We start from the raw sequence: 21283 nt of genomic DNA on the forward strand, positions 1-21283 counted from the left end.
CGCGGCTCCGGAAACCGATCAATTCCTGTTCTGACCGCCGCCGCCAAGCAAAATCTGAAACAACGGCCGCAGCTCCTCTGCCGCCGGCAACAAGCGTTCATTCAGGCGGCGTGCGCGCTCACGGAGTTTCTCGGAAGCGCCTTCATCGTTCATCATCGACCCGTCGACTGTCCGCCGGATCATGGTCAACTCCGCGACGATACTGTTTCGAAATAATGCCGCTTCCGCTCTGATGTCTGCGCGAACCAAAAAATAGGCACCGGCGAAAACAAGGCCGAGGAAAGCAGCGCGAATCCCATATTCAAAAAAAAGTCTTTGGAGGGTATGGCCGCCATTTTCAAAAAGGTACGTATTTGGGTCTCGCGGGGTCTTCAATATGCCTGTCGCCAGCTTGCTTTCGATCGTTTCGGCATTTTCAATTGCGACAGCGAGGGCCTTCTCCGCCGTTTCGCCTTCCCCGAAAACGAGCAAACTTTGGATGACTGCAGTCCATTTGCCGTCCTCTTCGTACAGATCAACATCATATCTTTTCATCATTGCCACCCTATATGTGTGCGGCGGGCCACTCTTTCGGCGTATAGATCGGGCACCCGCAGCAAAGTGGATTTACAGGATTCCTGCCTAGGCAAAATCGCACGCGTGAGGCGATACTAGGTCGCCTGATAGAACAAGTGCCGATAGCGGTGCTGATTGTTCCGATACCAATCCACGATCTGCGGCAGGGCATCCTCCAGCGTGATTGTGGGTGCCCAGCCGAGTGCGCCTATCTTTGACGTGTCTACGGAATACCGCCGGTCGTTGAACGGCCTGTCGTCGATGAATGAAACGACCGATTTCGGATCGACGCCGAACTGACTGCAGAGCATCGCGGCGACTTCCAGGTTGGTCAATTCATGTGTCGTCCCAATGTTATAGATCTCTCCGGTCCTGCCGCTTTCGATCAATGTCAGAAGTGCCCGCGCGAAATCCTGGGCGGCGAGATAATGGCGCGTGTTCATGCCATTTCCGTGGACCGTCAGGTTCTGGCCGGACAGCAACTGCATGGTGAACTTGGGCACGATCTTTTCGGGGTACTGACGGGCGCCGAAGATATTGTTCGCGCGGGCGGTGATGATCGGCATGGAAAAGGAGTATTGATAGCTCCGAACGATCATCTCCGCACCGGCTTTTGAGGCCGAGTAGGGATTGCTAGGGTCCAGGGAGTCGCTCTCCCGAGACTTGCCTTCCAGAACCTCGCCGTAAACCTCGTCCGTACTGACATGAACGAGCAGGGGAGTCTGGTTGATGCGGGCGGCTTCAAGCAGAGTGTGAGTGCCCAGCGTGTTGGACAACGTGAATTCGATTGAGTTGCCGAAGGAATTGTCGACATGGCTTTCCGCCGCGGCATGGATCACGCAATCCACATCGCGGGTAAGGCGCGTGCATAACTGTAGATCCGTGACGTTTCCGACGACCAGCGTCCGCTTCTCGCGATCGAGCAGATGGGAGATGTTCTCGAAGTCGGCCGCATAGGTCATGCGGTCGAGTACCGTGATCACAGCGTCTGGATAGGCGTCGACAAGCAGGTCGAGCACATGTGAGCCGATGAATCCGGCCCCTCCGGTCAATAGAATATTACGCATGTCTTAGCCCCCGTCCCGCCTCTATCGCCGCCCCTTTGATCCGGCCGGGCGACGTCACGTCGCCGACTATCTTCGCCAGCCGCGCTATATCAAGGCAAAATTCATCCTTGCGTCGGTCACCTGTTGTCGTGACGCGGCCTGATCCGTATCCCGCGACGAACCAGTCAGCCATGTCGCCAACACGCGTCGGTACGCCCGATCCAACATTGAGGATGCCTCCGGGGGGCTGCGCCGCGATCATTACGAGAATCCGGGCGAAATCACCGACGGGGAGGAAGTCGCGACGGGTATCGGGTGAAATGTCGAGCACGACTTGCCCCGCTCTTCTCAGGGAGGCCAAAGCCTGTCCTGAGAACGTCCTGCGGCCCTGCTCCTGTCCGAACACATTGGCGAGGCGCAGGATCGAGACGGTAAGGCTGGGATCGTCGAGCAGTCGCCGCTCCGTCTCGGACTTGTTACGGGCGTAGGGCGATTGGGGGTCGGTCATACTGGTTTCTGAAATGCAGAGGCGCTCTGTCCGTCCGTATACAACGCGCGAACTCAGCATGACATAGTGTCCGATTCGCCCACGCAGGCCGTCCGCGAGAATGCGGTCGAGGTCGACGGCGGCGGCGTACTCGTTGGTGTAATAGCCGGGTTCGCAGGCGAAGTTGACCGCGACGTCGAAAGTCGCGTCACCGAGGGATGTCGTGTCGATGCGGTCGATGCCGGTAACCGACAATCGGTCGCTGGCGGCGGCAATGAAATGGCGCGCGAGAAAGCTGGATTGGCCGGCGACCAGAACGGCGGGCTTCCGCATCGGCATCTTGAACTCCCCGCGAACGAGCGCTTAGCGCCCGTCGTCCTGCGCGCCCGTGCGTCCGGCCACAATGTATAGAGGCCTGTTCTTGGCCTGTTCGAAGGTGCGGCCGACGTACTCGCCGATCAGGCCCAGGAAAAGAAGATTGAGGCCGCCAAGGAACAGAACCGTCGCCATTAGGCTGATCCATCCCGGTGCTTCGACCTGGCTGAACAGCCATAGATAGATCAGAAAAACGATCGCGGCCCCCCCAAGCGCGATGATGAGAATTCCCAATTGCGAGGCCAACCGCAGCGGCTTGTCTGAGAACCCGACGATGGCGTCGATCGCAAAGCTGATAAGGCGGCGGAAATTGTATCCCGTCACGCCAACGGCGCGGGGATCCCGGTCATAAAGGATAGGAACCTGACGGAACCCAACCCAGCTGACCATGCCGCGGATGTAGCGGTGCCGTTCGGGCATCTGCATGAGAGCGTCCATGACGCGGCGGCTCATCAGACGAAAATCGCCTGTATCCGCAGGAATGTGGAAGTCCGACAACGCATTCAGTATCCGGTAGAAGGCGGCCGCCGCCAGCTTCCGTGCGATCGAATCCCCAGGTCGGTTGCGCCGCCTGCCGTACACGACGTCCGCGCCTTCTTCGCCGAGCTTCAGCATGTCGGAGAGAAGTTCGGGCGGGTCCTGAAGATCGGCGTCGATGACGAAGACCCAGTCGCCGGTGCACGCGTCGAGCCCCGCGCTCAACGCGATCTGGTGTCCAAAATTCCGCGACAAGGAAATCCCCCGGATATGACGGTTGCGTCCCGATTTCTCCTGGATCATACGCCAGGTCGAATCGCGGGATCCGTCGTCGACTAGGATGATCTCGAAGTCGTCACCGACCGCCGCCGTGCAGGCAGCCATCACACGCGCCTCAAGGGCGTCGAGATTGCCCTCTTCGTTGTAGCATGGCGCGACGACCGACAGCCTGGGCGGGCGTCCGGCTGCCGCCTCCGGCGATTTTCTATTGGATTCGGGCGCGGTCATGTCTACTGGTGTCTGCTTTCATAACAATGGTACGTTTCGGCTGCCTGCGCCACGCCGAACCCTGGGAAAGGAGTTGTCGGTGCCGAAGACCGATGAGTTCGACCACCACGCACATGAATACGCGGATTCGATCAATCAGAGCATCGAGTTTTCCGGCTGCGACCATGCGTTCTTCACGGCCCTCAAGGCAACCGAAATTTCCAATCTCCTGGACGCCGCGGGCATGGCAGCGGCACCCTGCGTGCTGGATATTGGATGCGGCGTCGGAGCCATTCATCCGCACCTGCGCGCTGTCCGTCGGGACATCGACCTAGTCGGGGTCGACGTTTCCCAGGCGTCCATCGATTTGGCGTTGCAGCGCTGCCCGGACAGCCGGTTCCTGCGGTACGACGGGCGGCGTCTTCCATTCGACGATGGCACGTTCGACGCCGCATATGCGATCTGCGTCCTGCACCACGTGCCGCCAGCTGACCGCTCGGCATTCACCGCCGAGTTAAGTAGGGTGGTCCGACCCGATGGACTGGGCATCGTCATCGAGCACAATCCGCTCAATCCCGTGACCCGCCATGTCGTTAACACCTGCGACATGGACCGCAACGCGATCTTGCTTCGATCAGGGGAATGCACGGGCCTTCTGGAAGGCGCGGGTTTCGCTGGCGTCGACACTCGCTTTATTGCGTTTCTTCCCTTCAAGTCCACCTGGGCGCGGAGCGTGGAGCGCCTGATGGCTCGCGTCCCCCTGGGCGCCCAGTTCATCACCCATGGCCGAAAAACAGAGGCTGACTGACATGCCGAACGACTATCAACCTCAATCCGCACGGGCAGTACCCGCGCACGTCGAGCCACAGGGTTACCCCACGGCATGCCGAGGCCGTCATGTTCCGCGCTGACCGTGACGCGGAAATCGCCGCGCGCAGGCAGCGCCTTGCACGTGTCGCCGATCTGCTGGCCTGTCCGACATGTGGAACAGGGATTAATGTAACCGATCACAATTGTCACTGTCCGGCCTGTCCGGCTGATTATCCTGTGCGGGATGGGCGCATCTATTTCGTCGAGCCGCAGAGCGCCGGCGACGATTTCGACGACATAAAAAGCCGGTTGCGCAACGTCATTGGGCGCCATTACCGGACCGTCGTGGATATCGTCGCGCCCGACTTTCCCGTGCGCCGCCGACGCGAGCTTCGGAAGGCCTTCGACGTCACGGACCACATCGTCATCGACTGCGGATCGGGAAGCCAGCGGATCGATCCGAACGTGATAACGCTCGATTTCTCCGATTACGCGGCCGTTGATATCGTCTGCGACATCTGCGCGCGCCTGCCGTTCAGGGACGGCTCGCTCGATGGGGCGACGTCGTGGGGCGTGATCGAACATCTTGCCGCGCCGGACAGCCTTGTGTCAGAACTCGCGCGATGCATCAAGCGGGGCGGAAAGACGGTTCATATGGTGCCGTTTCTCTATCATTTCCATTCATCGCCCCATGATTACCATCGGTACACGAACCAAGGTCTGGCGGTTCTGTTCAGGGATTTTCGGGTGCTCGAAACGCGAAACGTCTCGGGTCCGGTATCTTACTTTCTGCTCGGCCTTGTCGAATTCGGCTCGATCGTCCTGAGTTTCGGCAATGATCGAATCAAGAGCGGCGCCTATTTGCTTTTGTGCGCGCTCACCTTTCCGGTCAAGATTCTCGACTGGCCATTTATCAATCGCAAGGCATTCGAAGGTATGGCCCCGTGCCTTCTGGTCGTCGCGGAAAAAGATCGCGCGTGATCTGCGGGTTCAGGGTTTCGCTTTTGAATGAAAGACCCAGGCCTTCTGAAGAAGAAAGCTCCAGCCTGCGACGATCAGAAGCGCGCCGACCTGCACGGGCAGAATCGGGTAGTTCTGCAGATCAACACAGATGTGAAGAATGGTTGAATTCAACAATATACCGCCCGCGTGCGTCATCAGATAACGGGGCAGGGCCTCTCTGTGGCGGCGCGTGCTTCGGAAGGTCCAGACGCGCTGCATCAAGTAGTTCACTGACATGGCCGCGACGTATGCCGCCGCCGCCGCTGTATGGGCCGCCGTCTGGTGAAGAAGTAGTGCCAGCACCATGGCATAGACCCCGGCCGAGACGCCGCCGGTCGCCGCGAAACGCATGAGCTCCCTCATGTCCATCCGGCGCACTCGAAGGACAGCACTGATGAAGCGGTAGTCGAACGCGCCGTCACGTTCGGCCGTTGCCGGGTTGGTAGAGGATGCCGACACTGCCGCCTTCTTGAAGGGTGATGATCCGTCCATCGGCCTGGGCAAAATACGGCCTTATGGACCCGGCGAACCAGCCCCGATCCATCTGTTCGATTTGGAAACCCTCTCTGTCGGCGACGATGGCCGGACCGTCGATGATCAGCAGCGACTTTCGCGCGACCCGGACGAGGTCCGTGATGATCCGCTGCCGTAGGCTTCGGGTCTCTTCAAGTCCGTCTCCTAGGATGACAGAGAGCACATGAGAGATGACGACGTGGTCATAGGCGCCATCGCCGAGGTCGGCGAACGAGGCCGGGTCCGAGAGATCGACCGTGCCGGTCGTGACGAGCGGCGAAGCGACCGCGAGGCCGATGACGCTGACCGCTTCGGCGCTGATGTCCTTGGCCAGGACCGGCGAGTTCGGAAACAGCTCGCGCAGGACCTTGACGTTCTGGCCCCGTCCGCATCCGGCGTCGAAGAAACTGTCACCGTCGCGGTAGCCAAGCAGATCCGGAAAGGTCTCGATGAATCTGCGGATGCGCCCGTCGGGTTGACCGTAGAGGGCCGCCTTGTCCTTGTCCGACAAGCCATCGTAGGAAAAGTACCCGCGCCCTTCCTTGCCGTAATGACGTTTCACGAAGCGTGAGTAGCGGCGCAGCGCGTAGTCGTCGAACGCACGCCGATAGGTGCGGGCGAGATGGGTGCACCCGCGGGCACAGAAGATCAAAAGTGCGGCAAAAGGCGACGGTGGAAGCGCGTCGTTCGCAAGTCGGTGGAGGAACAACTGATCTTTTACAAAACGCATGACGGGAAACGTGACGGGAAGCAGTAATCGCTCGATCACGATGCGCATGATTCCGGTCAACAATTTCTTGCTTGTGGGCATTGAGCGAAGACGACTTTACATTCAGGACGTCAATTGATCCGGGGACGGCGTTTCGCCGACCGGCTTCAGGAGCCCCTGGTCTTTCAGGGAATCGGCTACCAGGACGAGATCGTGGAACGGTAGACCGGTGAGTTCGGCGAGAGCTAAAAGGTCTATTGTGCCGTCGCTGTATCCGACCAAGTGGGAAACGGTGCGCGAGAAGTTGTCGAGTGTTTTGCCGTCCTTCAGCGGCATGCGCAGCCCGCGTGGACTCAGCCAAGGTTCGCACAGTACCGTCGTTACCAAGGTCTCGTTGCGTTCGATGATCTCGATGGCGCGATATGTCGCAATGAACCCGCCCCACAAGCCGGCAGGCGATAGCACGGACATGTCGTCCAGCGATGTGTGGTATTCCGGATAGGCGCCGTACTTGCTGCGCATGATCGAGACGACAGGCAGGTTTATTCCCGGCGCACAGTACTGGCGTTCGTCGGACCCGCGGTCAAGATAGGAATAGGCCGTGTAGGGGACGCCCAAAATCTTCTCGAGCGCATATCGGGCCGCGCGCTCCGTCAGGCACCCCGCCCGTCGCGCCGGCAGAAGCGACCATGCACGATCGTCGCCAACGCAGGTCATGACGAACCCAGCGATCACGGACCGCCGCAACGCTTCCAGGTTGCGGCTTATGTAGGCGACGGCCCCGATGGTTTCCGGTGCATAGACGATACGATAGCTGTATCGGCGATCCGGCATGTCCTCGATCGCCCGTGCGAGGTAGGCGGTCACTGCCATCCCGGAGGTTTCGTTGTTTCCCATCGCGGGATGGCAGGTGTAGGTATGGATCAGAATTTCGTCTTTGAGTCGGCCGGGAATCAGTAATTCACCGTAGGTCAGCGCACCAGGCGCGAGTGTGGATTTGACCACGACGCGATACCGGTCGTCCGTCAGTGTCTGCTTCTGGCGCTCTGTCAGGCAGAATATCCAGGTGCGGTCAAAGTATGTCGTCACGTAGGGAATGGCATCCGGCATATCCGGCAGACTGCGGAGATGCGTTTCCAGGCCCGCGCGGGTCACCACGTCGTCGACAGCCACCGAATAATTGGCGAGGTGCAGGTTGTTGTCCTGAATATCGAGTACACGTCGCCCGTCCATGTCTGCGATATATGCTTCAGTGGCGTTCCATTCGTCGGGAAGCGTCCAGTCGAAGCATTTGGTGCCGCTCGGGATCTCGTGGCTGACAAGCCCGGGGATTACCTTGCGGATGATGTCATGGGTCCGACGAACGCCGTTGCCGGTGATGGAACGGTGGATGGGAAACAGCTCTTCCGCAAGCGCGTAGATATCAGCGCCGGTGAAGGAAAACTCGATGGTCACTTTTGCGCCTACTCCGACGAAATGAGTTTGAGCTCGAACTTTGCGTGAGAACTGGCGCTGGGCCCATCGGCCGAAATGGATTCCTGAATCTCCATGACGACGCGCCGATTGGTGAACGCCCATGGATCGGACTGCAGCATTCCGTAACCGACACGATCAACATTCTTCACGTCGACAGCAGAACTGGTTTTTCCATTCCAATCGGTCTCAAGCAGAGCCCCGTCGTCACGAAGCGCAGCTTCGAACCGAACGAGATCGATGTCGAGGTCGACACTTCGAAATCGGAGGTAGGCAAGCCAGGTTCCCTCGATCTGAATCCCGTTCTGAAATACGGCTGTATCCAGGACTTTGTGAAACCGGTGCGGAGACCCGAAGCATTGCTCTAAATGATGAACGTAGGTCGCAGACGTCCGAAACGGGGTCCCCAAGGTGATGATCCGGACGTCGTGTTCGGAAAATCGTTGCCAAGGACTGTTCTGGCCGAAGGCCGCGGGACCCGCGTTTTCAGTGAGCGTTGCCGCCAGGGCGCCGATTGCGGCGATAGAGAAAATTGGATGCAAGGACCGGTAGGCGCCTGCTTGGCATCTGACGAACTCGGAAAGCGGGCCGACCTCCGATGGGGTGGATTCAAGGTGAAAGGCGTTGCCTGGCGCGCTTGTTGAATAGGTGAACGTGGGGACGACCAGCGTTCCGGAGTCCCCCAACCTTTCGATCAGTGCATCATATACGAACCGGCACAGTTGATCTCTTTGTTGGCGCAGTCCGGACGGCGTGAGCGGCGCGGTGATTTTCGGCAGGGGAACTCCGCTCATGTCCGAATGAAGCATGATTGCCTGCCCGGCCCCGATATTCAAATGGTCCAGAATAGCGTCGAGCGCGGAACGGGCGTCAGCTTCCTGCATCATTTCTCTCTACGGTGAAAAGGTCGGAATCGAATTTATGACCTTCTTTCAGGTCTCGAAGATTGCAACGCGTTACGCCGTCTTCCGTCGAAAAGGCGGGATCGTCAATGAACATCGAGAATGGCGTATTGCGTTCGGTCTCCGCGAAGTCGAACTCAATTTCGTCGGGAAGGCTGTCGGACAGGGCCAATAGGAACGCGTATTCGACCCGACGCTGGAACACTCGGCAGGACATGACGAATGCCCGAACCTTGGAATGACCGTCAATGAGGAACGAGATAATTTCCCCATGCTCGCCCGAACTGTCAGTCAGCTTGGCAGTGAGCAGTCGTCCGCCTTCGTCCAAAATCCGCGCAATGTCGCTTTCGGCCCATCTCCGACCGTTGAGATTGAATTGGTTGGTCTTGTTGATCAACTGAACCGCACGCGACCATGATGCGGGGGTGCGGGAGTTTATCTCCATCTTCATGTGAAGGCTTCGGAGGAACTCATCTACCGACGTTGCGCTTTTCGCGCGTTCTGCAAGAGATGCTCGATTTCGATAGAACTCTTGCCGCCGTCGGTCTTCCTCGGTCAGGGTGTCGCGATGGAACAGGCCATTCAACCGAGAGAAAAATGCCGGCAGATCCTGGTCATCCGACGGAAACAGGACCGTGCTTACCTCGGGAAGCTCGCTTGCTACTTCCGCAAGTTCGACCGGGTTGTCATCGACAAAGACAAACGATTCCAACCCCAAATTCAAAGCTGCAGAAATTGACCTAACCGCAGCTGATTTGGCGCCATAGCCGGCTTCAATTGCGGCGAAATCGTCGGGATTGAGTTGCATTTCGCTGCGTTCAAGCGGGCTTCGCGCGAGGTCGGGATCATTGCGGCTTGCAACTGCCAGTATGATCCCGTCTTCGGAGAGCCGGCGCAGGAAAGATTGATAAATGAAATGGCGATAGGAACGACCTTCGGGATCGGCGGATACGCCATCCGGTCCATCTTCTCCAACGATCCCGTGCCAAAGGCAATTGTCGAGGTCGGTGACGAGTACCTTTTTTCCACCGCGTTCGGTGACCGCGCGTATCCGATCGAAGATCGCGCTTCCGGTCCGCGCCAGATGCGTGCCAGATATGGGCTCGCCGCTCGTGAGATAGGCGGCCATGGAAAAGAATGACGCGGGAAGAATGACGGCCTGCATGGCATCGGCGGCTACTCGGAGCCCGGAGCTCAGGCGCACCTGATCATGGGTGTTTCGGAAAACAGGCAATACCGGTGCGTCAACATAGACAATCATCTCCTTGCACCGATGCCGCAGCATTTGCATCGTCTGCGCCGCGTTGTCTAGAAGCAGGTCAAGTTCGGCGTCAACTTTGGGCACCCCGCCGCGCCAATCCAAGGCGCCGCACAAATCCCATGGCAGAATGAATGCGATCTCCTCCGTGTCGTCATGAACACTCGCCAAATGCTGATGCAGCGTTCCGTAGGGAATGGTGTCAATGGCAAGATTGACGCCGCTTCTTGCGAAGGCCGCTCGAGTAAAGAGGCAGATAGAATCCAGGGTACAGGATCCGATCATTCGCACCGTTGTCTTTTGTCGGCCGCTCACGGCCCTTAGGGCCTTTTGTGCCTCCAGATAGGTCACGGGATTGTGCATCCACTCATGTCCACGGTGGCGCCGGAAATGAAGCGGTTCGAACTTTCCATGACCCAGGTAATGGCGTCAGCGGCCTCGGCCATCGTCATAAGCCGTCCCCAGGGCGACTTGTCAATCAGGGCGACCTTCGCCGCCGCCGACAGCTGTTCACTCATGCCGCCCGATAGGGTATCGAACGTCACGCAAACGCAACGCCTGTCATGTGCGCTGAGTTCCATGCCGAGAATCTGGGCAAGAGTCGGCAGGCTTGCTTTGCCTAGGGAGTAGACCGGTGCCCGCCACATGTGTCTGCCCCGGTTGCCAACGGTGGATCCGACCAGGGCCAATGTCGCACCTGGGCGGCCTGTGTCTCTGAGAAGCGCAGCCATGCCGATCGCCTGGGCCAAAGGCTCAATCAGACCAGCCGAAAGCGCCTTGGACGAGTCCTCCAGTTCGATCAACGGCCGATTGTCGGGCCACGGCCAGCCGCAATGTACGGCTCCACTCACGCTGTTGGGGCCGAACTCGTTACAAACCTTCGTTCGGGCCTCTTCTGTTTGGATTGCATCGGACCGGGAGAGCGGGATCATCCGCTCGCCGAGCACATCATGCAACGCAGTCCCCAAGGCACCTGACGCACCGGAGACCAGAACGAAACCCTCTTCCGGAATTGCCCGGGTCGAACGCGCCTCTGATCGAGGGCGTACAGCATCTGCCGATGTCGGTTTGGACCCGTTGGAATGATAGCCGAAGGAATACTGTGCCTCGACATGCCGCCGACCGTCAGCTGCGTTGGAGATCTCAACAGAGACATCACCCCCTTGTTCGGTTTGCCGTTCAACCCGGCCCTCGACGCGAAGGGTAAGCGGCGGGACCATTGGAGCAACAAACTTCAAACGCATGCTGTGTAAGAGGCATTCCTTTCCAGGCAAGTGCATGCCCGCCATTCGCGACACCAAGCCTGCGGTGTATGCGCCGTGCAACACCCGATGCCTGTAGGGGGTCGCGGCCGCATAGGTTGGGTCCGTATGCAGTGGATTCCAGTCGCCGGACAGCGCGGCAAAGGAAGTAAGTACATCTTCCTCGACAAAAAGCTCGAAGACGTAGCTTGTCACGTCAGGATCTCGTCGATCAACAGGGCAACGGATTGGTAGGAAGTGAATCGCTCGCGTTGCGCGGTGTTGAGGTCGACGCCGAATTCTGACTCTACAGCGGCGACGAGTGAGACCGTTGCAAGGGAGTCCCACTTGCTACACCCGATTTGACGCAACTGCCCAACGTCCGTATCGTCAGGCTGGTCCAGTACGATCAGGAAGATTTGCTTCAGCTTCTCTTGGGTTTCTGAATTCATGCTATCTGATTCTCGCTTCCACTAAATCCTGGAGCGGGCTCCCCGCTACCATTTCGTGGCCCGAATCTGCAAATCAGGATGTGAGACAAGGCAATGCCAAACCACCGCCTGGAAGGCTTCAGTATGCGGCGTCACAAAGTCGGGATCGATTGTCGGCACAATGACCACCGTGTCTCCGACTTTTGCCGCATGTCCGCCATCGCGGCCGACGACGCCGAAAATTTTGGCGCCAACTGATTTGGCGTCGTCCAGTGCATGCAACAGGTTTACGCTGACGTTCTTTTCTTTGTTTCCACCACCTACGGAAAATACGAAGACCGCATCCTTTGCCGATATGCGGCTAATCTTCAGCCAGGCTGAGAACACCGACTCCCATCCTTCGTCGTTCGTGCGCGCGGTCAGTTCAGAGACGTTGTCGGTCGGCGCGTAGGCCTCGATGCCGCATAGCTTTCTGAAATCGTTGACTGCATGCGAGGCATTTGCCGCGCTGCCGCCGACGCCGAGTACGAACAGACGGCCGCCCTGATTTCGTAGCTGGGCAAGCCCCTTGACCATGTTTTCGATCGCGAGGCAGTCAATTTCATCGGCCAGTTGCTGAACCTGTTTCATGTATTTTTGGGAATGTGCCACCTTGACCCCTTCTATTCCTCAAAGTTTCTGCAATTCAACCAATCGAGCAAAGACACCGCCCTGCTGCATGAGTTGTTGGTAACTTCCTTGTTCGACTATTCTGCCTTGATCCAGGACGACAATGTTGTCGGCCCGGACGATGGTCGATAGCCGATGGGCGATCACCACGAACGTTGTCCGGCCGACGATCTCCTCTATCGCCGACTGAATCAATTTCTCGCTTTTTGTGTCCAGGGAACTGGTTGCTTCGTCCAAGATCAAAAGGGTCGGGTTGCGGACGAGGGCGCGGGCCAAGGAAATCCGTTGCGCCTGTCCGCCGGACAAGCGAAAGCCTTGATCCCCGACGATCGTGTCCAATCCCATTTCCAGTTCGGTGATGAACTCGTCGGCATTCGCGCGCCGGCAGGCTTCCAGAATGTCGGATTCAGTCGCATCTGGCTTCGCCCACGCGATATTCTCCCGAATACTGGCATTGAACAGGGAAGTCCGCTGCGGGACATAACCCACCTTGCGCCGGTATGCGACGGTGTCAATGTTTTGGATCGGTTCGCCGTCGATCAACACTTGTCCACTGGTGGGCTGTCTAAGCCCCATGACGATATCTGCGAGCGTCGACTTTCCGGCACCTGATTCGCCGACAAGCGCGGTCATCCTGCCTGCTGGAATCGTCAGATTGACATCATCTAGGACGCGCGTGTCGAGGTCATAGGAGAACGAGACGTGTTCTAATGAAACGTCGTTCTTGAGGGTGGAAAATGCTTTGCTACCGACATGAACATAAGATGATTCGGCACTTTCCCGGACGCCAATGACCTGTTCATAACTTGGATAAAGAGAAATCAGCTGCGACCGGCTTTGGTTGATATTGGCGACCGTTCCCGCCAGGCGATTGAATGCATAAAGGACCACCGCAATCTCGGCCAAGCTTACGCCAAAGTGTTGTCCGGAGAGGAAGGTAATGAAAACTACGAGAATACCAATTGGGGAATGTAGCGCGTAGACCGCGGATTGCAGAAACTGCAACCCGATCGACGCGGTCCGAAGATGTTCAAAGGCAGTTCTAAGTCGTCCCAACGCCTGATCCATATTGGCGAACCCAATGATCAGACGGGCGTTCTGCAGCATCTCTTGAAGCGCCGTCGCGAAATTGTTGTTCGAGATCGTGGTTTCCCTGCCGCATTCATAAACGCGATGTCGAAACCGCCGAAGCGGGATGAGTAGGGCCACTGCGGAGGCGATAGCGATTGCTGTCACTTGCCAGGAAATGAAAAATGGAATCCACAGTAATACGAAAGTCTGTGCGGCTGGCGCGATGAGTCGCGTCAACGCAGTGAATGCGTCTGTCACGCGTGCGGCTTCCTGGGTCAACGTATTGATAATGTCGCCCTGACGCTGACCTTCGATAAAGCCAATGTTTGAATGCAGAACGCGGTCTGCCGAGCCGAGAATCATATCATCGCGGACAATAAACTGCGCTCGAAGGATCAGATAATTGATGGCCACAAGTAGCAGGCTGTTGGCGATCGTCAAAGTGACAAAGATCGAAAGGTAAACGGTGACGCTGCCGTTCAGGCCGAAAAGCTCGACGAAGGATGCCACATACGGTGAGATGCGGTCGTTGCCCGCGCCTTGCGTCAATAGGCTGACGATTGGCGCAATGGACGCCAAGGTCGCCGTGTCAACGACGACCAAGATCATCGCAAGCATCACATTGCCTATGAAAAGTGTCGGATAGCGTTTGAACAGAGCCAGACCGAACTGGACGACGCTCATGCTAGAATTCCCGAAATCATGTCCACGACATATTCCGTGTCCTCGTCGGTCAAAGACGGGAACAAGGGAATGGAAAGCGTTTGCGAGTAATGATGTTCGGCGTTCGCAAGGCCGCCGTTGGGGATAGGTGCCGAGGCATGAAACGGCTGCCAGTGGACCGGAGTATAGTGGACCTGGGTGCCGATGCCTCCAGCCTTCAAGGCGGCCATGACCTGGGTGCGGGACTTTCCAATGGCGCTGAAGTCGACATGTATTTGGTAGAGATGCAGCCCCGAGCGCGCCCGCTGGTCCGCGCCGGATTGGGGGATCTCCAAGTTTTCTAATCGTGAAAAGCGCTCGTCATAGTAGGCCGCGATCTCGTGTCGTCGCACGATGAATTCGTCGAGCTTGTCGAGCTGCGTAATTCCCAGGGCGGCCTGCATGTCGGTCATGCGGTAGTTGAAGCCGAGTACTTGTTGCTGATAGCGCCACGGCGCGTCTTCCGCGTCGTCGCCGCGTGCTCTGGGGACATTGACGAAGCGCGCAGAGTCCCGTTCGATCCCGTGATTGCGGAACAACCGCAGGCGCCGCGCGAGTTCATCGTCGTTCGTGGTGACCGCGCCGCCCTCGCCCGTGGTCACCGGCTTGACAGGATGGAACGAGAAGACCGCCATGTCGGAATGGGCGCATCCGCCGACCGGGCTGCCGTCCTCGTAGGTGCCGCCTAGGGCATGGCAGGCATCTTCGATCACAATGCGGTCCCCGGCGACCGCCCGCAGTTCCGCCGACGCCGTCGCGAGTCCCGCGAAGTGGACGGGCATCACCGCCTTGACGTCGTCATATAGGGCCGTCAGGCGGCGGACGGTACTCGGTGTCATCGACAGACTGTCCGCATCGACGTCGGTGAGCCGTGCCGCCGCACCGCAGTAAATCGGCGCATTGGCGGTTGCTACGAAGGTTAGGGTTGGAACCAAGGCGGCGTCATCGGGCCCGAGGCCGGCGGCCAGACAGGCGATATGCAGGGCGGCGGTGCCGTTGGCGACGGCGATTGCGTGGCGCGCACCGACCCTCTCTGCCAAGGCCGCCTCGAATCGCTCGACCGCGGGGCCCTGGGTCAGGAAATCGCCCTTCAGGACGCCGACGACGGCGGCGATGTCGGCCTCGTCGACGGTCTGGCGACCGTAACCGAGAAAGCGCCGGGTCACGCGGGGGCGACCTCAGAAATCATGGTGGCCAGGTCGTCGGGAGTCATCCAGCGGTCGTTGTTGTCGCTGGTGTAGGCGAAACCTCTGTCCACCGGCGTGCCTTCACTGCCTTCGTATAGTTTGACCTTATCGGTTTCCCACATGTGGAAACTCGGATGAATGATGTAATAGGTGTCGAACTCGCGCGTCTGGCGGGCTTCGTCGGCGGGAATCATGATTTCATGAAGCTTCTCGCCGGGACGGATGCCGGTGATCTCTTGCTTGCAATCGGGGGCTATGGCCTGGGCCAGATCAATAATCCGCATGGAGGGGATCTTCGGGATGAAGGTTTCGCCGCCGTGCATCCGCCCGAGGCTGTCGATCACGAACTGCACTCCCTGTTCGACGGTCAGCCAGAAGCGGGTCATCTCCGGATCCGTTATCTGTAGCACGCCCGATGCCATCTGCTTGCGGAACACGGGAATGACGCTGCCGCGAGATCCAATCACGTTGCCGTAGCGCACGACCGAGAAGCGGCAGCCTGCCGTTCCCGAAATATGGTTCGCTGCAACGAACAGCTTGTCGGAACACAGCTTGCTGGCACCGTAGAGGTTGATCGGGTTGACGGCCTTGTCCGTCGACAGGGCGATGACCTTCTTCACACCGGCATTGATCGATGCGTTGATCACGTTCTCGGCGCCCATGACGTTGGTCATGATGCACTCGATGGGATTGTACTCGGCGGTGACGACCTGCTTCAGCGCGGCGGCGTGAATGACGATGTCGATGCCGTGCAGCGCGCGCTCGAGACGCTTGACGTCGCGCACGTCACCAATGAAGTAGCGAAGGTTCGGCGCGTTGAGCTCGTTCGCCATTTCGAACTGCTTCAGTTCATCGCGCGAGTAGACGACCAGCCGCTTGACGTTGTGGTTCGCGAGCATGTGCCGCACGAAGGCCTTGCCGAAGGAGCCGGTGCCGCCGGTGATGAGTATGGATTTGCTGTCAAGTGACGTCATGTGGATTCCTGATTCGTTTGAACTTGTCTAACTGCGGCCGGCAGCTGCCTCTGCGGTTTCGTTGCCCAAACACGGGTCGGATCAAGGCTGCCCCGTTTGTGCTTCAAAGCGGTCGATGACGTGGTCCCATACAGATTCCGTACATGCTCCCTCTGCAGCGACGAACAGCCGCATATACCGTTCGTACTTCTTTCGATCGACGAGGGGCACTTGGAAGGGCTTCCCGCCACCGTCTCTATAAGCTTCCATCTCGGTCGCGCCGTTACCGAGCCAGTTGGCGAAAAAATCGACGTATAAGCCGTCACGGCTCTTACGGATATGTTGGTTGGTCAGAAAAATTATTGGTTTGTTGCAGATTACCGCCATCGTCAGTGAGGTGCTGGCGTGGCCGATCACCAGATCGGCATTGCGTATGAGGGCCGCGGTGTTGTGTTTGATGGACTGCCGGTCCATGTAAGCTTCGCGGAAAGCTTCCGGTGTGTATGCGGACTTGGGGTGCAACGCGATGACGACCGGGAGTCCTGTGTCCCGCTCGATCCGGTCGAGCGTCCGCCGAATGTCAGCGTTGATTGCCTCCATCGCCTGCGGCCGCCCGCCTTCGATGGACCAATCGGGATGGTGGCCCATCGCCTCGTCCAGGAACACCGCATAGGGGTTGTTTGGGGTGAGGAATCCGTTAGCAAGCGATCGGGTCACCCAGAACAGTTCGAGGCTCCCGACGTCGATCGTCTCCGCGCGATGGAGCTTGGGGACAAACGGGAAAAAGGGGAGGCTATAGGTCCCGGCGCGCAGGAAAAATTTGGGACCCCGAAGTGCAAGATAGCGCGGGCCGACGGCGCGGTAGACGCGGAGTCTCTCACGGGTGAGGCGTAATGCCTTGATTGCCGCGCGCACACACGTCCGTACGGACTGCCCAACGTCCTTCAGAGAGTCCCAGCGAATCGGGAAGTTAGCCGGCGTTTTCGCGAGCCAAGCGGAAACGTAAGGCAGGTTCCGGGCGTCTAGCGCCTGGAAGATCCAGGCCGTCTCAGGCATGAGCGGCACCAACATCAAGATAAAATCGTCGGGAGCGAGGGTGTCAAGGAAGCTCTCGAGCTCGGCGCGCGATTCGGGAACGATCGCGTCGGGATGATTGCGAAAGTCGCCTTCTTCCGAGATGACGTTCTCGGGTTCGTAGAGGGCGCGCCAGCAACTGACATACCGGCCTTTATACCCTCGCTTCTGGAACGCTTCACCGCCGAAGCGGATGATGTCCCGTTCCGTAACGAGATGCCAACACAGAAGCACGAAATTGCGTTGAGTCATGATGGGTAGGATGACGAGCGTCCGGAGGCGGGTGTCCCCGTCAATTCCCCGAATCCTGAATTGCGTAGGCGTCACCTGCCTTCATCATGTTGAGGATATTCGTATGGTCCGCTCGGGGCACTTGCAATGGCCCGGCTGCCGGCCCGATGGTCATGTTCGAGCAAAATGCGAGTGTGACACCCAAATCCTTCAAAATCCCCAGGGTCTCAACCGAGTAAGAATTATTGGGGTGAGACGCGACCGTTATCGGCGCGTCGCATGCTTGCTCAAGAACGGATTTGTTCTCTTCATACTCCCGGCGCTGATCGTCGATACTCAGGTTAGCGAGCGCCGTGGGATGGTTGTGCGAATGCAGACCGATCACGTGGCCGTCGTCGCTTAGCATTTTTACCGCGTCCGCATCCATCCATAGGTGGCCCAGCAAGGAATGAACGTTGAGGTCGGAGGCGGCGATGAGCGTGTCCATGAAGGCGTAATAGCGTTCTTGTCCGAGTACACGGTCCCGGACATATCGGAACAAGCGGTCAGACCGGGAGTAGAAAGTGTAGATGTCCAGGTAGGTATCCGGATCGAAGCCTTCGATACCTTCCATATAGATGTCAGCGAACTCCGAACGGGAAAGCTCATCGAAGTAATAGTCATAGAACGCTTGCGTCGTAGGGAAGCAGACGGTGCGATAGTGCCGATAGACCTCAAGCCGAAGAGGTTTGCCCTCGAGCGGCAGGGAACAAATGAACCACATCGCCGTCAGCCCCAAGGCGTTCAGAACCGGCAGCGCGATATCATACTGACAGCGCAGGTTGTCGTCGAAGGTAATGCAAAACTCGTCGGCCTGAAGCGTTCCGCGCAGGTACTTCTCCCGCCACTCTCGAGCTCCTAGTAGCCTGTCTCGGCCCACATAGTCGATAATCGCGGCGAATTCCTCCCCGTTGATCGCGCCATCCCCGGCCGCGTGACCGTGACCGTGGAAGTGATGGAACATGAGGCCGTGGGGGAACACCGCTTGAATCAGTCCTGTGTCCAGATGGGATTGCGTAGGACCCAGTCGTTTCCAGACTTGGCCCAGATGTGGTCGGCGCGCCAACAGTCGATGACTTCCCAGAATTCTTCTTCAGTGATCCCGGCGTAGTCGAGGAAGACCTTGAAGTACTTTGCCGGAAACTCTCCATCGAATTTCTTGACAAGGGCGACGCCCTCTTCACGACTGATCTTGCCGTCGCGAATTTCATGGGCGCTATCGGATGTGCATCGGCCGATGCCAAACTTGATGTAGGCCAAGTAATAGTGGAACCCGTCAATCTGATCGTCGAGGCTCGCGTACTTGGAATAGGTTCCTTCGCTGCGTTCCGGGTTAGCGGTAAAGCCCGTGTGCTCTTTGGCGTGGTAATAGGCCTCCTGCGGATCCCAGAACTTATAGTAGCCAAAATACCGCCACTCGGTTCCGTTCTCCATGAGCTGATCATAGCTCGGCCCCTGATAGGCTTGAAGCATCTTCAGTGGGAGGCCGTGGGACTCCCAGAAATCCAGCGGCATCCCGGAGAAGGCGAATTTCATATCATCGGAAAATTCCCTCTTGGAAGTATTCACTTCCTTCATGTCGCCGCCGTACTCCAGTTCACCGTTCTCGCCGTAGAAAATGAGCTGCACGCCATACCGCACGGCCATCTGCCGGGGGAAATTCGTTTGTCCGTAAATGAATGGCTGGAATGGATCGCCCATATGTTTGAAGGCGAGATTCATCAACTTTCGGTTCACCACGCCATTGGCTGTCCCCATTATGTGATCGTAGCCGGATGCGATGAATGCCCTCAGGTTTTTCCAGCCGATATCCGTGTAGATGTTCGGAGACCATGTCACGCAGAGTGGATTCATGTTGTAGACGTGCTTCAGTTGATAGGCGACGTAGCTTCCGTCCTTGCCGCCGCTGCACGGCACGATGACATCATAGGAGCCGTCGGTGCGCCGGTGCTGATCCAACAGGTCGCGAAGCTCCCGATCGCGCTCTTTCCAGTCGATTGTTCGCTTGAAGTCGGCGTAAGTGCAGGCGCTGCAAACACCTTCTTCGTTGAACGTAATGCGCGGCCGTTGGTTCGATACCGTACAGCGTTTGCAGAACCTTATCTCTTGGGGAAGGTTGTACTTCGTCAGGACGTCCTGTTTTTCCATGTTCGACTTCTCTGGTCTGGTTATCGCCGAGGCGGCTGGTCAACTGTTCAAGGTCATGGCAAGCAGATTCAGTCCGGCCGGCCCGCTTTTTTCAGGATGGAATTGAAAGCCCATCACATTGTCTTTCCCGATGATCGAAGGGACGGACTCGCCATTAACGTCGATCGTCCCGAGAACGTGAGCGGGATCGGCGCATCGCACGGCGAACGAATGGACGAAATAAAAATACGGGTCGACACCGAGCTGAGCCAGGGACGCGTATCCGCTTCGCGCATCCACCTTCCGCCAACCGATGTTGGGGATCCGGGTGCCTGCGGCATCGGCGGGATCCTTCAGCCGCCGGACCTCGCCGGGGATCAGATCCAGGCCCTTATGATTCCCGAACTCGAAGCTTTGCGAGGCGAGCATCTGGGCGCCGAGGCAAATGCCGACGACTTGATCGCCCCGCGCGGCAACTTCTTGGAGGGCCGGCCCGAGCGACAGTTCATGGATGCGCTTCATGGCGCCCCCGAATGCGCCAACACCTGGAAGGATGACGCGGGATGATCTTGCGACCGCGTCCGGGTCTTCGGTAAGAAAATAGTCAAAGCCAAGCACTTCGAGCGCGCGGCCGATGCTGAACAGGTTTCCGCGTCCGTAGTCGATCACGCAAATCATGGACGGACGGAGCACCCTTCTTCGCGCAGAGTCTGTTTGATCGTGGCGATGTCGCATTTTCTGTAATGAAGGATCGATGCGCAGGCAAAGGCCCGTACGCCGGTGGCTCTAATCAGATCGACGAAATGGGCTGGCGTTCCCGCACCTCCGCAGGCGATCACCGGAACGGTGGTTGCCGCGGTCACCGCCTTAACGAGATCTAGATCGAAACCCGCCTCGGTTCCTTCCGCATCGACTGACGTGACGAGGATTTCGCCCGCGCCCCTTTCTTCAGCTTCCCGGGCCCATTCGAGGACATCGCGCCCCGTCTTCTCGCGTCCGTTGTCGGTCATCACTTCCCAATGGCCGGGCCCGCGCTTGATGGTCTCGACGGAGAGAACGATGCATTGGCTACCGAAAGTCTGAGCCGCCTCCGTCAAGAATTCGGGGCGATTCGTCGCTGCCGTATTGATCGCGACCTTGTCTGCGCCGCTTCTGAGGACCGCCTTGATGTCGCCCAGAGTTCTGATCCCGCCCCCCACGGTCATCGGCACGAAAATGTCCTGGGCGGCGCTTTGTACGATTGGCAGAATGCTGTTGCGTTCGTACAGAGAGGCGACGACATCCATGAAAAGCAACTCATCGACACCTTCGGTGTAGTACTTGTGGGCGAGTTCACCAGGCCTCCCGACGATCCGCAGGCCCTCGAGGTGAATACCTTTGATGACGTTTTCGCTCTTGATGTCGAGACGCGCGATGACCCGGACCTCAGACATTCGACGCGGTTCCCCTGCGGCCAGTACAGTCA

General features: G+C 58.3%; 22 protein-coding genes. 2 read left to right on the forward strand and 20 right to left on the reverse strand.

Annotated features, from left to right (window positions below; all coding sequences use genetic code 11):
* Nucleotides 1–18: 18 nt before the first annotated feature.
* The 4 genes from RJ527_07950 to RJ527_07965 form a co-directional block, all read right to left on the reverse strand.
* Complete coding sequence (locus RJ527_07950; protein ID WND77665.1) at nt 19–537, reverse strand: hypothetical protein; 519 nt, start codon at nt 535–537, stop codon at nt 19–21.
* A gap of 113 nt (nt 538–650) precedes the next feature.
* Nucleotides 651–1622, reverse strand: coding sequence for a dTDP-glucose 4,6-dehydratase (locus RJ527_07955; protein ID WND77666.1), 972 nt, complete (start codon nt 1620–1622; stop codon nt 651–653).
* A complete protein-coding gene (locus RJ527_07960) occupies nt 1615–2427 on the reverse strand; it encodes an SDR family oxidoreductase (protein WND77667.1) in 813 nt (270 codons plus the stop codon). Before RJ527_07960 ends, RJ527_07955 begins: the two co-directional genes overlap by 8 nt.
* A gap of 24 nt (nt 2428–2451) precedes the next feature.
* On the reverse strand, nt 2452–3447 hold the full coding sequence (locus tag RJ527_07965) for a glycosyltransferase family 2 protein (GenBank protein ID WND77668.1): 996 nt from the start codon (nt 3445–3447) through the stop codon (nt 2452–2454).
* A gap of 79 nt (nt 3448–3526) precedes the next feature.
* On the opposite strand from RJ527_07965, the gene RJ527_07970 reads away from it, so the two are divergent.
* On the forward strand, nt 3527–4234 hold the full coding sequence (locus RJ527_07970) for a class I SAM-dependent methyltransferase (GenBank protein ID WND77669.1): 708 nt from the start codon (nt 3527–3529) through the stop codon (nt 4232–4234).
* Between the two features lie 89 nt (nt 4235–4323).
* Nucleotides 4324–5217: a methyltransferase domain-containing protein gene (locus tag RJ527_07975; GenBank protein ID WND77670.1), complete on the forward strand. Its 894-nt coding sequence runs from the start codon at nt 4324–4326 to the stop codon at nt 5215–5217.
* A gap of 9 nt (nt 5218–5226) precedes the next feature.
* On the opposite strand, the gene RJ527_07980 is transcribed toward RJ527_07975, so the two are convergent.
* From RJ527_07980 to RJ527_08055, 16 genes are all read right to left on the reverse strand, one after another.
* Nucleotides 5227–5697, reverse strand: coding sequence for a GtrA family protein (locus tag RJ527_07980; protein WND77671.1), 471 nt, complete (start codon nt 5695–5697; stop codon nt 5227–5229).
* On the reverse strand, nt 5657–6529 hold the full coding sequence (locus RJ527_07985) for a methyltransferase domain-containing protein (GenBank protein WND77672.1): 873 nt from the start codon (nt 6527–6529) through the stop codon (nt 5657–5659). The genes RJ527_07980 and RJ527_07985 overlap by 41 nt, the downstream gene beginning before the upstream one ends.
* Nucleotides 6530–6583: 54 nt before the next feature.
* Nucleotides 6584–7915, reverse strand: coding sequence for a DUF4910 domain-containing protein (locus RJ527_07990; protein ID WND77673.1), 1332 nt, complete (start codon nt 7913–7915; stop codon nt 6584–6586).
* Between the two features lie 8 nt (nt 7916–7923).
* Nucleotides 7924–8820, reverse strand: a complete 897-nt coding sequence (locus tag RJ527_07995) for an AAC(3) family N-acetyltransferase (protein WND77674.1) — start codon at nt 8818–8820, stop codon at nt 7924–7926.
* On the reverse strand, nt 8804–10444 hold the full coding sequence (locus tag RJ527_08000; GenBank protein WND77675.1) for an HAD-IIIC family phosphatase: 1641 nt from the start codon (nt 10442–10444) through the stop codon (nt 8804–8806). Before RJ527_08000 ends, RJ527_07995 begins: the two co-directional genes overlap by 17 nt.
* Entirely contained in the window at nt 10441–11550 is a 1110-nt protein-coding gene (locus tag RJ527_08005; GenBank protein WND77676.1) for an SDR family oxidoreductase, read from the reverse strand. Before RJ527_08005 ends, RJ527_08000 begins: the two co-directional genes overlap by 4 nt.
* Nucleotides 11547–11786: an acyl carrier protein gene (locus tag RJ527_08010; protein WND77677.1), complete on the reverse strand. Its 240-nt coding sequence runs from the start codon at nt 11784–11786 to the stop codon at nt 11547–11549. Before RJ527_08010 ends, RJ527_08005 begins: the two co-directional genes overlap by 4 nt.
* Before the next feature lie 45 nt (nt 11787–11831).
* A complete protein-coding gene (locus RJ527_08015; GenBank protein ID WND77678.1) occupies nt 11832–12416 on the reverse strand; it encodes an SIS domain-containing protein in 585 nt (194 codons plus the stop codon).
* Nucleotides 12417–12434: 18 nt separating this feature from the next.
* Nucleotides 12435–14189, reverse strand: a complete 1755-nt coding sequence (locus tag RJ527_08020; GenBank protein ID WND77679.1) for an ABC transporter ATP-binding protein — start codon at nt 14187–14189, stop codon at nt 12435–12437.
* Nucleotides 14186–15373 carry a UDP-4-amino-4,6-dideoxy-N-acetyl-beta-L-altrosamine transaminase gene (gene pseC, locus RJ527_08025; GenBank protein WND77680.1) on the reverse strand — a complete coding sequence of 396 codons (1188 nt, stop codon included), beginning with the start codon at nt 15371–15373 and terminating at the stop codon, nt 14186–14188. The genes RJ527_08020 and pseC overlap by 4 nt, the downstream gene beginning before the upstream one ends.
* Entirely contained in the window at nt 15370–16368 is a 999-nt protein-coding gene (pseB, locus tag RJ527_08030) for a UDP-N-acetylglucosamine 4,6-dehydratase (inverting) (GenBank protein ID WND77681.1), read from the reverse strand. The genes pseC and pseB overlap by 4 nt, the downstream gene beginning before the upstream one ends.
* Before the next feature lie 81 nt (nt 16369–16449).
* Nucleotides 16450–17673, reverse strand: a complete 1224-nt coding sequence (locus RJ527_08035; GenBank protein ID WND77682.1) for a hypothetical protein — start codon at nt 17671–17673, stop codon at nt 16450–16452.
* Between the two features lie 40 nt (nt 17674–17713).
* Complete coding sequence (locus tag RJ527_08040) at nt 17714–18655, reverse strand: polysaccharide deacetylase family protein (GenBank protein WND77683.1); 942 nt, start codon at nt 18653–18655, stop codon at nt 17714–17716.
* Between the two features lie 26 nt (nt 18656–18681).
* The gene (locus tag RJ527_08045; GenBank protein ID WND77684.1) at nt 18682–19839 is read right to left on the reverse strand and encodes an N-acetyl sugar amidotransferase; all 1158 of its coding nucleotides are present in this window, start codon (nt 19837–19839) and stop codon (nt 18682–18684) included.
* Nucleotides 19840–19878: 39 nt separating this feature from the next.
* A complete protein-coding gene (gene hisH / locus RJ527_08050) occupies nt 19879–20496 on the reverse strand; it encodes an imidazole glycerol phosphate synthase subunit HisH (GenBank protein ID WND77685.1) in 618 nt (205 codons plus the stop codon).
* Nucleotides 20493–21251 (reverse strand): imidazole glycerol phosphate synthase cyclase subunit, encoded by a 759-nt coding sequence (locus RJ527_08055; GenBank protein WND77686.1) that lies wholly within the window; start codon nt 21249–21251, stop codon nt 20493–20495. The genes hisH and RJ527_08055 overlap by 4 nt, the downstream gene beginning before the upstream one ends.
* Between the last annotated feature and the right edge of the window lie 32 nt (nt 21252–21283).

It is taken from the genome of Thalassospiraceae bacterium LMO-SO8, from assembly GCA_031655335.1.
GTDB lineage: Bacteria > Pseudomonadota > Alphaproteobacteria > Rhodospirillales > Casp-alpha2 > UBA1479.

Excerpts from the sequence above, each read along its gene's own strand:
- RJ527_07950 (WND77665.1), bottom strand. The coding sequence starts at position 537 with ATGATGAAAAGATATGATGTTGATCTGTACGAAGAGGACGGCAAATGG.
- RJ527_07955 (WND77666.1), bottom strand. The coding sequence starts at position 1,622 with ATGCGTAATATTCTATTGACCGGAGGGGCCGGATTCATCGGCTCACAT.
- RJ527_07960 (WND77667.1), bottom strand. The coding sequence starts at position 2,427 with ATGCCGATGCGGAAGCCCGCCGTTCTGGTCGCCGGCCAATCCAGCTTT.
- RJ527_07965 (WND77668.1), bottom strand. The coding sequence starts at position 3,447 with ATGACCGCGCCCGAATCCAATAGAAAATCGCCGGAGGCGGCAGCCGGA.
- RJ527_07975 (WND77670.1), top strand. The coding sequence starts at position 4,324 with ATGTTCCGCGCTGACCGTGACGCGGAAATCGCCGCGCGCAGGCAGCGC.
- RJ527_07985 (WND77672.1), bottom strand. The coding sequence starts at position 6,529 with ATGCGCATCGTGATCGAGCGATTACTGCTTCCCGTCACGTTTCCCGTC.
- RJ527_07995 (WND77674.1), bottom strand. The coding sequence starts at position 8,820 with ATGATGCAGGAAGCTGACGCCCGTTCCGCGCTCGACGCTATTCTGGAC.
- RJ527_08010 (WND77677.1), bottom strand. The coding sequence starts at position 11,786 with ATGAATTCAGAAACCCAAGAGAAGCTGAAGCAAATCTTCCTGATCGTA.
- RJ527_08020 (WND77679.1), bottom strand. The coding sequence starts at position 14,189 with ATGAGCGTCGTCCAGTTCGGTCTGGCTCTGTTCAAACGCTATCCGACA.
- pseB (WND77681.1), bottom strand. The coding sequence starts at position 16,368 with ATGACGTCACTTGACAGCAAATCCATACTCATCACCGGCGGCACCGGC.
- RJ527_08035 (WND77682.1), bottom strand. The coding sequence starts at position 17,673 with ATGACTCAACGCAATTTCGTGCTTCTGTGTTGGCATCTCGTTACGGAA.
- RJ527_08040 (WND77683.1), bottom strand. The coding sequence starts at position 18,655 with ATGTTCCATCACTTCCACGGTCACGGTCACGCGGCCGGGGATGGCGCG.
- RJ527_08045 (WND77684.1), bottom strand. The coding sequence starts at position 19,839 with ATGGAAAAACAGGACGTCCTGACGAAGTACAACCTTCCCCAAGAGATA.
- hisH (WND77685.1), bottom strand. The coding sequence starts at position 20,496 with ATGATTTGCGTGATCGACTACGGACGCGGAAACCTGTTCAGCATCGGC.
- RJ527_08055 (WND77686.1), bottom strand. The coding sequence starts at position 21,251 with ATGTCTGAGGTCCGGGTCATCGCGCGTCTCGACATCAAGAGCGAAAAC.